The organism is Victivallis sp. Marseille-Q1083, from assembly GCF_903645315.1.
Taxonomy (GTDB): Bacteria; Verrucomicrobiota; Lentisphaeria; order Victivallales; family Victivallaceae; genus UMGS1518.
Window position 1 is genome coordinate 139,721 of sequence record NZ_CAHJXL010000002.1, and the last position, 12,566, is coordinate 152,286.

Genomic DNA, 12,566 nt, shown 5'->3' on the forward strand with positions numbered 1-12,566 from the left:
TTCAGGATCCTTGGGTAATGATATTTAATTGAAACGTTGCCATAATTGGAAATAATCTTTCCATTGCCGCTCTTCCGGCCGATAATCCGTCAGTTGGCGATGGGTGGTCAAATAGCGATGCAGTTCGATCAGCAACTGACGGCGCGGATGCTGCAAGAGGTTTCCGGTATGGTAGCGGATGTTCAAAAGACAGTTGCGCCACCGGCTGCCTTCGTGCAGACAGGCGGCATTTTTCAATGCGTTCCGCTGCGCTTCCGGCGTCGGCAGTTCCCGGCCGGTGATCGCTTCCAGCGCGTTCCGGCAGGTCGAAAGCCAGAGTTCCAGCGCCTGGCGCCATAAATCCGGCAGGGCTTCCAGCTCCGGTCGGCCGGGCTGGAATTTGAATGCCATCGCTTTTTCGTACCAATCGGCCAGTTCCGCCGGGGCGGCCTGCCGCAGGGATCGGGCGCGCTCCCGGATTCCCGGGCCATACTGCCGCCGGGCGATCAGGAAGGCGTCTCCGCAGCCGAGCAGGGCTTTGAAGATATTGCGGGCGATGAAATCGATATTTTCCCCGCCCGGTTCCGGTTGCCGGAGACGATGGGCGGCCAGGGCCAGGCCGGTTCCGCGGTTGAGCAGCAACCGGTTACCTTCGGCAAATGGCAACTGTTGCCAATCGAAGGCCGGCAGGCTGGCCAGGGCATCGACCGGACCGTACAGGAGGCGATGCCCGGCTTTGAGTTCCCGGTACATCAGGGTATGGCCGACTCTATGCAGGGAGCGGACGGTGCGGCAGGGCGCGAAGTCGACGTCGACGCCGAGTTTGGCGCTCCAGGCGGAACCCAGTTCCCGCAGCACCTGGTCGACGCGCCGCCGTTCCCGGCGTTCTATGCCGTGCACCAGCACGAATAAATCCAGATCGTTGTACAATGCTTCCCGGCCGTCCGGCGCATGAAAAATGCCGCCTTCGCCCCGGCCGTAACTGCCGCCGAGGATGACGGCGAAAATCTGCCGGCAGACCGGCAACGCGGCAACGGCCGCTCCCAGTTGCTCAAGCGACTGGGACAACCATTGCTCGAACCCCGCGCTGCCGTCGACGGTATAGCGAGTCGGCGACGGAGAAGATGGAGTGTCGATGATCACGGTTCCAGCGTATCCGGCAGCGCCTGGCGCAGCGCGATGAGTTGGTTCAATACTTCGGGGGCCTGCGCCAGGTCGTGGTTGCGGCCGGCGCATTCGAGCTGATAGCTGAGCGCCCGGATTTCCTCCATGCCGATATTGGCGGAGCATCCTTTCAGCGCGTGGGCGCTATGCTGAACATCGGCCGCGATTCCGGCGGAAATTGCCCGGGTCAGTTCCGGCAGAGTGCCGTCAAAAGTTTCCAGGTAAGTTTCCCACAGCATGGCGATGGTTTCCGCATCGTCGATGCCGAGGTTTTCATTGATGTACTCCGTCACGGTTCGGATGATGTCGTCTCTTGCGCTCATTGCTCTACCTGCTGGGTTGTTAAGATGGAAAATATGGTGGTGTTTAAACCGCAGTAATGGTTGCGGCTGATGGAATTGGCGATGCTGTGAATGATTGCCATGCCGCGCCCCGACGTCGCCATCATCTGGTTCTGCATTTCCAGGAATGAGGCGCTGTCGCTGTAAGTCGGCGTATAGTTCCAGATTTTGCCGCGGTCCATGACTTTGATGAGCACCTCGTCGGACAGCAGTTCCATCCGGATGACGATGGCGCTCTGGTTGTGTTTGTGGGATTCCAGGCCGTGGATGATGATATTGTTCAGAAACTCGCTGAGCAGCAGTTCGATTTTGACCGACAGGTCGTACAAATCGAAACGCTGCCGGAGAAAATCGGCGAATTCCGCCGCGGTGGTGCTGACCAGCGCGGTATCCGGCGTGATGACCCGGTACATGACGTTGGCGGACGGGACATTTTTCTGCAGCGCCACCAGGCAGATGTCGTCGGTCGGCAAATTGTAGCCGATCTGCGAGAGGGCGTAACGCAGCCGGAACGGCAGGGTGACGACGTCGCATTCGCTGGGCAATGGCCCGACCAGCATACGAAAGTTGCTTTCCCCGGCCAGCTCGTCCGCCGCGTTGCGCAGATCGAGGATACCGTCGGTGTAGAACATGAAAATCGTATCATCGCTGAAATGGTATTCCACATTGTCCGCCGCGTCGTAGATGTAATTGCGCCGCCAGCCGATCGGAATGCCGCCGCGGCCGTTGTCTTCGATCATCCAGGATTCGTCGTGCGCCGCCGTACAGCAGATGATGCCGGGGTGGCCGGCGCTCTGGTAACGCAGCAGATTGTGCTGGAAATCGAAGATGGCGACCAGGCAGGTCATGTAGTTTTCGCCGTTGAGGTCGTTGTTGAAAAAGGAGTTGATCTGGTTGAGAATGTCGTGCGGCTCCAGCAGGTCCGGGCTGGCGGCGGCGGCCAGCAGGACTTTCAAATAGGACTGGATGGCGCTCATATAGAGCGCCGCCTGGATGCCGTGCCCGGAAATGTCGCCGATCAGGCAGAGATAGTGCTGCGGCGACAGGGCAACCATTTCGAAAATATCGCCGCTGACCTTAACGCCCGGCGCGTACAGATAACTGGAGATGATCTGGTCGTTGAGCGTTGCCCAGGTCGGCAGCATGATTTTCTGCACTTCGCCGGCCAGCGTCAGGTCCGCTTCCAGTTTATGGTAATACTGATCGGCGGCCATCTGATCCCGGTAGGCGGTGATGGCCTGGTTGATTTTTTTCAGCAGGCTTTGCTTGTCGAACGATTTATTCAGGTAATAGGTATAGGGGTCATCGGAAATTTTGACCAGCAGCGTACTGTTCAAGTCGTCCACCAGCGAAGTGAGAAAAATGATCGGGACCTGCTTGTTCAGCTCCCGGATCAGCTTGCGTACTTCGAAGCCGTCGATGCCGCGCATCATGATATCCAGCAAGACAAGATCGAAATCGTCCTTTTTGAATTCCTGCAGCGCGTCGATGGCGTCGGTACAACTGGTCAATTGGAAGTTTTCATTTTTCAGGCAGGACTTCAATAACAGCAGATTGAATTTCTCGTCATCGACTGCCAAAATCTTGTATTGTTCTTTCATAAAAATTACCGGTAACTTACTTTGTCGAATTTTTAGAGGCCGTTTGAAATACTATAGAGGGTCTTTTGGGAAAAACAACTAAAAGGTTGAGTTTTTTTTATTGAAGTTTTCAAAATTCAACGATTGCGAATTGTTCGATATGAATATAGATTAAAATTAGAGAATAATTTTTGTAACTATGAATTATCGGGAGGATTTGAAAAAAATGGAGATTACCCAACAGCCGTTGGATGATTGCATGGTGGTGGTGGTAGACGGGCAATTGACGGCGGATGCCGCCGGAGAATTTAAACGAATACTCAGTCAGATTGTCAGCGAGCACAAGCAACTGGTCCTCGACCTGGAGCGGATGAATTATATCGACAGCACCGGTTTGGGCGCGCTGATTTATCTGTTTCAACTGGCTTCCGATTGCGGCGGCAGTTTGAAGTTGGCGGCGTTGCAGGCCAAACCGCGCATCGTCTTTGAAATTACCAGGAGCTATAAGATTCTCGATATCTACGATTCGGTGGACGCGGCGCGCGCCGGACGCAGGTGATGCTGCCGCCGTCCCGATTCTTTCCGCCGGTCGCCGACGCCGATGAAGAGGGGTTCCTGGCCTGGAGCGGAGATTTGAGCGTGGCAGCGTTGGTGGATGCTTATACCCACGGCATTTTTCCCTGGCCGTGCGATCGGGCTCATATTCTCTGGTTTGCCTTGCCGGTTCGCAGCGTCCTGTTCCTGGACCGTTTGCAGTTGCCGCGCAGTTTGCGCCGGGAATTGAAGAAGGCGCCGTGGACTTTCAGCGTCAATGCCGATTTCGATGCGGTCATCCGGCAATGTGCGGCGGTGAAGCGCCGTGGAGAGCAGGGCACCTGGATTACGCCGAAGATGATCCGGGCTTACCGGGAACTGCATCGGGCGGGCGGCGCCTGGAGTTTCGAGGCCTGGGATGCCGCCGGCCGGCTGGTCGGCGGGCTGTACGGCGTGTTGCTCGGCCGTTTTTTCGCCGGTGAAAGCATGTTTCATCTGGTCGACGGCGCTTCCAAGTTTGCGTTGGTCAACGCGTTGGACTTTTTACGGCGTGAACGGCAAGTCGAATGGGTGGATACCCAGGTACCCAGTCCGCTTTTTGAACGGCTGGGCGCCTGTTGCATCGGGCGGGACGAATATCTGCAGCGGTTGGAACGGGCGCTGGGCGACTTGAAAAACGACGGAGAAGAAGATATATTACCCGCTTGATCAGTAAATGGACAATCAACGGATCGGTTCAAGCGGGATATCCCGTGGGGAACGACGGGAGAAGATATGACTTTTGAAGAACTTTCCGAGGCCGGAAAAGCGGCGCGCGCCCGCCTGGAGCATTTGGGCGAATTTTTGAAAATTGCCCGGAAACGGGAGGAGATGGCCGCCATCGAAACGAAGATGGCGGCGGCGGATTTCTGGGACCGCAAGGAAGACGCACAGAATACCGTCGCGGCGTTGAGTTCCTGCCGGAACCTGCTCGAACCGTATGACCGCCTGGCGCGCGAAGTGGAAGATTTCGAAGTGCTGCTGGAATTGCTGGCGGAGGACGAAACGCTGCTGCCGGAAGCGGAAAATGCCTGGCTTGATTTGTCCCGTGAATTGGATGAGATCGAGCTGTTGAGCTTTTTGTCCGGGAAATTCGACCGCAACAATGTCTACCTTACCATTCATGCCGGGGCCGGCGGCACCGAGTCGTGCGATTGGGCCTCGATGCTGTTGAGAATGTACCGGCGCTTCGGCGAACGGCGCGGCTGGAAAGAGTCGATCATCGACATGCAGCCGGGCGAAGAAGCCGGCATCAAGAGCGTGACGCTGGAACTGGACGGCGAGTTCGCCTATGGTTATCTGCGTTCGGAGAAGGGGGTGCACCGGCTGGTGCGCATTTCCCCGTTCGACAGCAATGCCCGGCGGCACACCTCGTTCGTTTCGGTGGATATTTTTCCGGTGCTGGACGACGACATCGACATCGAAATCGATGAAAAAGATTTGCGGATCGACACCTATCGTTCCAGCGGCGCCGGCGGGCAGCACGTCAATACCACCGACAGCGCGGTGCGCATCACCCATATTCCGACCGGGACGGTGGTCTGCTGCCAGAACGAACGCTCCCAGCACAAGAACCGGGCGACGGCGATGAACATGCTGAAAGCCAAGCTCTACCAGTTGGAAGAGGAAAAGCGGCGCAACGAAGCGGATATTCTGCGCGGCGAAAAAACCGAGATGGGCTGGGGCAACCAGATCCGGTCCTATGTGCTGCAGCCGTACCAGATGGTCAAGGATCTGCGGACCGGAGAGGAGACCGGCAACACCGCTGCGGTGCTGGACGGCGAAATCGACCGCTTCATCGAAGCATACCTCAAGGCGGTCAGCAAATAACGCTGGAGAAAATAAAGCAATGCCAAACGTCGCCGCCAGCAAGGTGACTTCCTATGTCGCGGAACTTTCCGCCGGGGAGATTGAACGGCTTGCCGCTCTGCTTCGGGAGCGCGGTTGGGAGTTCAAAGAGCAGCCTTACGCCCATTGGAAAGCGGTCGGCGAAAAGGTCAATGTCGTCGCCTACCGGAGCGGCAAGCTGACCGTGCAGGGCGGCGGAACCGCCGATTTCGTGTTGTTTACGCTGGAGCCGGAAATCCTGCATCGGGCCGGTTTCGGCTATGAGCGGAACGAGGAGGCGGCCGCGGAAGAGATTCTGCCGCACGGCGGCATTGACGAGAGCGGCAAGGGGGATTTTTTCGGGCCGCTGGTCATTGCCGGCGTCTGTGTCGACGCCGACTCCGGCGCCGAATTGTTGAAATTGGGCGTGCGCGATTCGAAAACGGTGAAAAGCGGTAAAAAGATTGCCGAGCTGGCCTCCGGCATCCGGCGGATCGTCGGGGGACGCTGGACGGTGGTGACGATTTTGCCGGAGCGTTATAATCAACTTTATCGGCAAATCGGCAATTTGAACCGTTTTCTGGCCTGGGGCCACGCCAGGGTGATTGAAAATTTACTGGAGCGGGTGCCGGAGTGTCCGCGGATGCTCTCCGATAAATTCGGCGCCGAACATTTGATCCGCAACGCGCTGATGAGCCGCGGCCGCCGGGTGGTGCTGGAGCAGCAGACCAAAGCGGAACGGGATGTCGCGGTGGCGGCGGCTTCGATTCTGGCCCGGGAGGGGTTCCTGAACGGCATGAATCAATTGGCGGCGCTGGCCGGTTGCGAACTGCCGCGCGGCGCTTCGGCGACGGTGGCGGCAACTGCGCTGGAGTTGGCGCGGGCGCGGGGCATCGAAATTTTGGACCGGTTGACCAAGACACATTTTAAAACCTATGCGGAATTAATCGACCGTTTGATGAAAGAAGGTTGCCAATGATTGAAGCGAAAGAATTCATGCGTTTAGCCGATGGGACGACGGTGACGGAATATTTCCTGACCAATGCCAACGGATTTGGCGTCAAAGTCATTGACTGGGGCGCGGCGATGACGGCATTGTATGTGCCGGACGGCCGGGAGGCGCTGCGCGACGTGGTGCTCGGCTACCGGGCGCCGGAGGATTATCTGGCCAACGGCAATTATTTCGGCTGTGTCGTCGGCCGGCTGGCCAACCGGTTGAAAGGAGGGCGGCTGACGCTCGACGGCAAACCGTATTGTTTCGAGACCAATGACCACGGCAATCTGCTGCACAGCGGGGCGAGTTCCTATTCCAGGCGGTTGTGGAGCAGTCGGATTGTCCAGATTCCGGACGGCCAGGCGTTGGAATTGACGCTGGAGAGCCCGGACGGCGATGGCGGTTTCCCGGGAAAGCTGGCGCTGCGTCTGCTCTACTGCGTGACGGCGGAAGATGTGGTGGAGCTGGAATACTCCGCCTGTTGCGAGGCGCCGACTGTGCTGAATTTGACCAACCACTGTTATTTCAACTTGAACGGCGCCGGCAGCGGCAACATCCTGTCGCATGAATTTCTGGTCAACGCCGAGCGGCGTACGGTGGTCGATTCGGAATTGATTCCGACCGGCGAACTGCGCGAGGTGGCCGGTTCCGCCTATGATTTGCGGACTTCCAGACGGTTCGGCGATTGCCTGAAGGCGCTGCCGGCCGGCTTCGATGACAATTTCGTGTTGAACGGCGAGGGGCTGCGGCTGGCGGCGGCGGCTTATGCGCCGGAGTCGGGCATCGAGATGAGTTGTTTCACCACCGAACCCGGCATCCAGTTCTATACCGGTTACTTTCTGGATGGCCTGGCGGTCGGCAAACAAGATGCCCGTTACCGCCGTTTCGACGGTTTCTGCTTTGAAGCGCAGCATTTTCCGGACAGTCCCAACCATCCGGAATTTCCGAGCGTCGTCTTGCGCCCCGGCGAAACCTACCGGCAGAAAACCCAATATCGTTTTGCGATACGTTAATGCGAGGATCAATCACGATGAGAAGTGAATTTTTGCCCTTTACCAGACCGGCGATCAACGAAGAGGATATCGCCGCGGTCGGCGAGGTGATGCGTTCCGGCTGGATTACCAACGGTCCGAAGAATGTTGAATTCGAAGAGGCGGTCTGCCGGTTGACCGGCAACCGGTACGCGGTGGCGCTGACTTCGGCGACCGGCGGCATGCATGTGCTCCTGAAGGCGATGAACATCGGTCCCGGCGATGAAGTGATTACCCCGTCGCTCACCTGGGTGTCGACGATCAATATGATCGTCCAGGTCGGCGCGACGCCGGTTTTCGCCGACATTGAGCGCGATACGCTGATGGTTTCCGCCGAGACGGTCCGGTCGTTGATTACGCCGCGGACGAAACTGATTCTGCCGGTGCATTATGCCGGCGCTCCGGCCGATCTGGATGCCATTCGGGCGGTGGCCGGCGATATTCCGGTCGTCGAGGATGCCGCGCACGCGTTGGGCACTTATTACAAGGGGCGGCATGTCGGGGCGGGCGGGACGGCGATCTATTCGTTTCACGCGATCAAGAATATCACCACCGGTGAAGGCGGCATGGTGGTGACCGATGACGCCGAATTGGCCAGGGCGGTCCGGATGTGGAAATTCCACGGGATCGGCTGCGATGCGTTCGACCGCCAGAATCGCGGCCGGGCGCCGCAGGCCGAAGTACAGTTTCCCGGTTTCAAATACAATTTGACCGACATGATGGCGGCGCTCGGCATCAGCCAGTTGAAACGGTTGACCGCGATCAACGCCAGGCGCCGGGAATTGGCGCAGTATTATCGCCAGCAATTGGCCGGAGTCGACGGTGTGCTGCCGCTTGAGGCGCCGGCTTACGAACATACGCACGCCTGGCATTTGTTCATCGTCCGGGTGGTGTCGCCGCAGTGCAGCCGCGACCAGTTCATGGCGGACTTGAAGGCGGAGAATATCGGCACCGGCCTGCATTTCCGTTGCGCCCATCTGCAGAAGTATTATCGCGAAGCGATGGGATTCCAGCCGGGAATGCTGCCGAATACTGAATGGAACAGCGACCGCATCTGTTCGCTGCCGCTGTTTCCGGATATGACGGAGCGGGATGTCGACGATGTCGTCGCCGCGATCAAGAAGGTTCTGGCATGACCGGTCAGACGGACAATGGGGCGCGCCGCCTGCGGCATCCGGAGCTGCTGCTGTATCTCTTTGCCGCCGTGGCGCTGCTGGTGCTGCTTGGATATGAGGGATTGCGGGGTTCCGAGGACCGTTGGGCGGAAATCGTCCGGGAAATGCAGTTGAACGGCGACTACTGGCATCCGGCGCTGAACGGCCGGGTGTATTTCGACAAGCCGTTGCTCTCCTATTGGCTGATCGCCGCCGCGGCGTTCATTTTCCGGCAGTTGAATGAATTCATCATCCGGCTGCCCAGCGCGCTGCTGGCGCTGGCCGGCCTGGCGGCGACGGTCTATGTCGCCAGAAAGCTGTTCAACCGCCAGGTGGCGTTGACTGCCGGCTGGCTGATGGCCGGCAGTTACGGTTTCCTGTGGTTCGGCCGGCTGGCGGAGGCCGACATGGGCAATATGGCGGTGATCATGCTGGCGCTGGCCTGGTTCGTCCGTTACCGTTACCGGGGCGGATTCTGGGTTTATCTGGTGTTTTTCCTGATCTGCGCGCTGGGGGCGCATCTGAAAGGACTTCCGGCTCTGATTGTGCCTCCGGTGCTGGCGGTGCCATTGCTGTGGGAGAACAAACTTTATCTCAATCATCTGAAAATCTCCCTGCTGGCGGCTGCCGTGATTGCCGGCGGGGTGTTTTACGGCATCTATTATTTGTCCTCGGTGTTTCCGATGCCGGAGTTTTACCAACTGCCGTCGCACGGACTGGATGGTTGGGGATTGTTCATCCGGGAAAATTTTCAGCGGGCGACCGCGGCGTTCGATCATAAGGACGAGCCCTTTTTCAGTTATGCTTACAATTTGCCGCGCTTGCTGCTGCCGTGGTCGGTCTTTACGACGATCGGGCTGGGCTGGATGATTTACCGCTGGAAGTCCCTGGGGTGGAACGGCCGCGGGATGTTGATCGGTTTTGCGCTGGTTTTTGCGTTGTTTTCCGCTTCGGAATCGCGGCGCTGGTATTACATCCTGCCGCTGCTGCCGTACAGCATGATTTTCGGCGGTTATTTTCTGGCGGACGCGGTGAGCGACGCCTACCGCTGGAAACGCTACCTGATCGAGGCGTTCCGCTATCTGGCGATTTTTGCCGGCTCGCTGGCGGTGATCAGCGTGATTGTCATTCCGTTCTGGAGCAAGCTGGTCGGCTTTCATTTGCCGCTGCTGTTTCTGGTGGCCTTGCCGGTGCTCGGGGCATTGACTTTGCTGGTGATGGCGGTGGATGAACGGCGGTCGCGGACCTGGCTGGAAGCGTTGACCGGCATGCCGCGCAACTATGCCGGCATGGTGCTGGGAGTGACGATTCTTGCCGCCGGCGGTTTTTCAGTGCTGAAAGCGTCGTTCGATGATCTCCGGACGCTGCGTCCCTTCGCCAGGGAATTGAAAGCCAACTGGCCGGCGGCGGTGGAACCGGAGGACACGATCTTTTTCAGCGTCGAAGCGAACGCTTCCCTGAATTACTACGTGGCGTTTTCAGCGCCGATTGCAGTGGCCGTCGATGAAAAAGAGCGGGTCTCCGGTATGAAACTGGCGGAGTTTTTCACGGCGCGCGCCGGGCGGCCGACGGTGTTGATCGCTTATTCGAAATATCTGCCGGAGTTGGAAGCGGCGCTGCCGGCTTTACCGATCAAAATCGATGTGAAACGGCCGGATTATCAGGAAAAACGCCTGTCGTTTGAAAATGCGAAGAGCCGCAAAATGCTGGTATGGATATTGAATGCCAGGGGCGTTTCGGCGACTTTGGCCAACGATAACAATTCGACAACAACCCAACGGGGGACGGAACAATGAGGAATCGACGGGATTGTCAAATCCAATATATTTCAGTGGTGATTCCGGTCTACAATGAGATCGGCTGCCTGGCCGAATTGATCGACCGGACCATCAAGAGTTGCGAGCAGACCAGACGGAAATACGAGATTATTTTTATCGACGACGGCAGCCACGACGGCTCCACCGAAGCGTTGATCGAAGCGGCCAACGCCAACCCGGACCGGGTGGTCGCCTGTATTCTGAACCGCAATTACGGCCAGCATTCGGCGATCATGGCCGGCTTTGCCCAGGTGCGCGGCGATTTGGTGATTACTTTGGATGCCGATTTGCAGAATCCGCCGGAAGAAATTCCGAATCTGCTCAAGGCGGCCGAAGAGGGCAACGACGTTGTCGGCACCATCCGGCAGAACCGGCAGGATACCTTGTTCCGCCGCTGGGCGTCCAAGGTGGTCAATCTGGTGGCGCAGAAAGCGACCGGCGTGAACATGCACGATTACGGTTGCATGTTGCGGGCCTATCGGCGCCATATCGTCGACGCGATGCTGCAATGCCCGGAGCGGAGCACTTTCATTCCGGTGCTGGCCAACAGTTTTGCGCGGACCACCTGCGAGATTCCGGTACGGCACTGTGAACGGGCGGTCGGCGAATCGAAGTACTCGCTGATCAAGTTGATCAATCTGCAATTCAATCTGCTGACCTGCATGACGACCTTTCCGTTGCGGCTGCTGAGTTATGTCGGCGTCTTCATGGCGCTGTTCGGCGTGTTGTTCGGCGTTCTGCTGTTCGTCCTGCGGTTCTGGTACGGGGCGGAATGGGCGGCCAACGGCGTGTTTACGCTGTTTGCGCCGATGTTTCTGTTCTTCGGCTGCATGATGGTCGGCATGGGGTTGCAGGGGGAATATCTGGCCCGGGTTTACAACGATGTGCGCTCCAGGCCGCGCTATTTCATCGAAGAAGTCGTCGGACGCCGGGACGAGCAATAATTTTACCGGGAGTGCGCAGTACGGATGGGCAAGCTGTATTTGATCAGCGGGAATGATGAATTCGCGATCAAGGCGCGGGCGCGGGCGCTGGCCGTCAAATTGGCCGGCGAGGAGTTCGAAGACAATCCGGCGCTGGAAATCGTTCGCGGCGACGCCGAGGATTTGAAGGCGGAGGCGATTGTCGGCAATTTCCTTGCCGCGTTGCGGACGCCGCCGTTCCTGAATCCGGAGAAGATCGTCTGGCTGCGCAGTTTCGCATACTTCGAAGCGGCGACGGCCGGCAGCGCCTCGGAAGCGTTGCTGACGGTGATGAAGGGGGTGCAGGAGTTTTTCAAGGAGCCGTTGCCGCCGGAATTGACGGTAATCATGGACGGTCCCGGCGTCGACCAGCGCAAAGCATTTTTCAAGCTGCTCAAGACTGCCGGCGCTGAATGCGACTTCCTCCGCAAGGCTGACCTGGCCTCGCGCGATTTCGCCCAGACCCAGAACGAACGCATTCAGGCGATCGCCGCCGCCGCCGGCAAACGGCTGGAGCCGGCGGCGGTCGATTATCTGATCGCCGCGGTCGGCAGCGATTTCGGCCGGCTGCAGAGCGAGCTGGAAAAAATTTTCTGTTTCCTGGGGGAAGAAGCGGCCGTGGTCCGGGTGGAAGATTGCCGGGCGGTCTGCAGCCAGACACCGGAAGCGTTGAGCTGGGATTTCGCCGATGCGCTGGCGGAACGCAACCCGGCGGCGGCATTGCGCATCGTCAATATTCTGATGCAGCAACTGCGGTCGCAGCGCGGCGGCAATCTGGAGCTGTCGATGCTCAACAATGCGGTGCGGACTTTTCAGGATATTTTAAAAGCGAAACAGGCGGCGGCGGAGCTGCAGTTGCCGCGGCGGATCGGCAGCAACTATTTCAGCACCATTCCGGATGAACGCAAAAAAGCGTTGCCGGGCAATATGCTTCTGCAGTTGCATCCGTTCCGGGCATTCAAGCTGGTCGAGCGGGCCGGCAGCTTCGAGGATGCCGAACTGGCGCGTGATTTCGATCTGCTGCTGGAGGCCAACCGGCGGTTGGTTTCCGGCGGCGGCGAACCGAGAATTGTTCTGGAACAATTGATTTTGAAGATCACCGGCGCCAAACGCTGAAGTGCTTCGGCGCCGCTTTTCCGGCCGA

At 58.4% G+C, this 12,566-nt stretch carries 12 protein-coding genes; 9 read left to right on the forward strand and 3 right to left on the reverse strand.

The window, feature by feature from the left end:
- Window positions 1-24: 24 nt before the first annotated feature.
- Genes HWX74_RS16630 through HWX74_RS16640 form a run of 3 tightly spaced genes read right to left on the reverse strand, consistent with a single transcriptional unit; the run spans window position 25 to window position 3,085 of the window.
- Entirely contained in the window at window positions 25-1,122 is a 1,098-nt protein-coding gene (locus HWX74_RS16630; RefSeq protein ID WP_176014712.1) for a hypothetical protein, read from the reverse strand.
- Window positions 1,119-1,466, reverse strand: coding sequence for an Hpt domain-containing protein (locus HWX74_RS16635; protein WP_176014713.1), 348 nt, complete (start codon window positions 1,464-1,466; stop codon window positions 1,119-1,121). The genes HWX74_RS16630 and HWX74_RS16635 overlap by 4 nt, the downstream gene beginning before the upstream one ends.
- Window positions 1,463-3,085 (reverse strand): SpoIIE family protein phosphatase, encoded by a 1,623-nt coding sequence (locus tag HWX74_RS16640; protein ID WP_176014714.1) that lies wholly within the window; start codon window positions 3,083-3,085, stop codon window positions 1,463-1,465. Before HWX74_RS16640 ends, HWX74_RS16635 begins: the two co-directional genes overlap by 4 nt.
- Before the next feature lie 205 nt (window positions 3,086-3,290).
- Here HWX74_RS16640 and HWX74_RS16645 point away from each other — a divergent pair, with 205 nt between their 5' ends.
- The 9 genes from HWX74_RS16645 (at window position 3,291) to holA (ending at window position 12,538) form a co-directional block, all read left to right on the forward strand.
- Complete coding sequence (locus HWX74_RS16645) at window positions 3,291-3,623, forward strand: STAS domain-containing protein (protein WP_176014715.1); 333 nt, start codon at window positions 3,291-3,293, stop codon at window positions 3,621-3,623.
- Window positions 3,623-4,306, forward strand: coding sequence for a leucyl/phenylalanyl-tRNA--protein transferase (aat, locus tag HWX74_RS16650; protein WP_176014716.1), 684 nt, complete (start codon window positions 3,623-3,625; stop codon window positions 4,304-4,306). The genes HWX74_RS16645 and aat overlap by 1 nt, the downstream gene beginning before the upstream one ends.
- Window positions 4,307-4,372: 66 nt before the next feature.
- Entirely contained in the window at window positions 4,373-5,467 is a 1,095-nt protein-coding gene (gene prfB / locus HWX74_RS16655; RefSeq protein WP_176014717.1) for a peptide chain release factor 2, read from the forward strand.
- A 19-nt stretch (window positions 5,468-5,486) separates the two neighbouring features.
- Window positions 5,487-6,443: a ribonuclease HIII gene (gene rnhC, locus HWX74_RS16660; protein WP_176014718.1), complete on the forward strand. Its 957-nt coding sequence runs from the start codon at window positions 5,487-5,489 to the stop codon at window positions 6,441-6,443.
- Window positions 6,440-7,471, forward strand: coding sequence for an aldose epimerase family protein (locus tag HWX74_RS16665; RefSeq protein WP_176014719.1), 1,032 nt, complete (start codon window positions 6,440-6,442; stop codon window positions 7,469-7,471). The genes rnhC and HWX74_RS16665 overlap by 4 nt, the downstream gene beginning before the upstream one ends.
- Before the next feature lie 17 nt (window positions 7,472-7,488).
- Window positions 7,489-8,625: an aminotransferase class I/II-fold pyridoxal phosphate-dependent enzyme gene (locus HWX74_RS16670; RefSeq protein WP_176014720.1), complete on the forward strand. Its 1,137-nt coding sequence runs from the start codon at window positions 7,489-7,491 to the stop codon at window positions 8,623-8,625.
- Window positions 8,622-10,439 carry a glycosyltransferase family 39 protein gene (locus HWX74_RS16675; protein WP_176014721.1) on the forward strand — a complete coding sequence of 606 codons (1,818 nt, stop codon included), beginning with the start codon at window positions 8,622-8,624 and terminating at the stop codon, window positions 10,437-10,439. Before HWX74_RS16670 ends, HWX74_RS16675 begins: the two co-directional genes overlap by 4 nt.
- Window positions 10,436-11,404 (forward strand): glycosyltransferase, encoded by a 969-nt coding sequence (locus HWX74_RS16680; protein ID WP_176014722.1) that lies wholly within the window; start codon window positions 10,436-10,438, stop codon window positions 11,402-11,404. The genes HWX74_RS16675 and HWX74_RS16680 overlap by 4 nt, the downstream gene beginning before the upstream one ends.
- A 24-nt stretch (window positions 11,405-11,428) precedes the next feature.
- Window positions 11,429-12,538, forward strand: a complete 1,110-nt coding sequence (gene holA / locus HWX74_RS16685; protein WP_176014723.1) for a DNA polymerase III subunit delta — start codon at window positions 11,429-11,431, stop codon at window positions 12,536-12,538.
- The last annotated feature ends 28 nt before the right edge of the window (window positions 12,539-12,566 follow it).

Bases quoted from the DNA above. Each gene is read 5' to 3' on its own strand.
- HWX74_RS16635 (WP_176014713.1), bottom strand. From the start codon at position 1,466: ATGAGCGCAAGAGACGACATCATCCGAACCGTGACGGAGTACATCAAT.
- HWX74_RS16640 (WP_176014714.1), bottom strand. From the start codon at position 3,085: ATGAAAGAACAATACAAGATTTTGGCAGTCGATGACGAGAAATTCAAT.
- HWX74_RS16645 (WP_176014715.1), top strand. From the start codon at position 3,291: ATGGAGATTACCCAACAGCCGTTGGATGATTGCATGGTGGTGGTGGTA.
- aat (WP_176014716.1), top strand. From the start codon at position 3,623: ATGCTGCCGCCGTCCCGATTCTTTCCGCCGGTCGCCGACGCCGATGAA.
- prfB (WP_176014717.1), top strand. From the start codon at position 4,373: ATGACTTTTGAAGAACTTTCCGAGGCCGGAAAAGCGGCGCGCGCCCGC.
- rnhC (WP_176014718.1), top strand. From the start codon at position 5,487: ATGCCAAACGTCGCCGCCAGCAAGGTGACTTCCTATGTCGCGGAACTT.
- HWX74_RS16665 (WP_176014719.1), top strand. From the start codon at position 6,440: ATGATTGAAGCGAAAGAATTCATGCGTTTAGCCGATGGGACGACGGTG.
- HWX74_RS16670 (WP_176014720.1), top strand. From the start codon at position 7,489: ATGAGAAGTGAATTTTTGCCCTTTACCAGACCGGCGATCAACGAAGAG.
- HWX74_RS16675 (WP_176014721.1), top strand. From the start codon at position 8,622: ATGACCGGTCAGACGGACAATGGGGCGCGCCGCCTGCGGCATCCGGAG.
- HWX74_RS16680 (WP_176014722.1), top strand. From the start codon at position 10,436: ATGAGGAATCGACGGGATTGTCAAATCCAATATATTTCAGTGGTGATT.
- holA (WP_176014723.1), top strand. From the start codon at position 11,429: ATGGGCAAGCTGTATTTGATCAGCGGGAATGATGAATTCGCGATCAAG.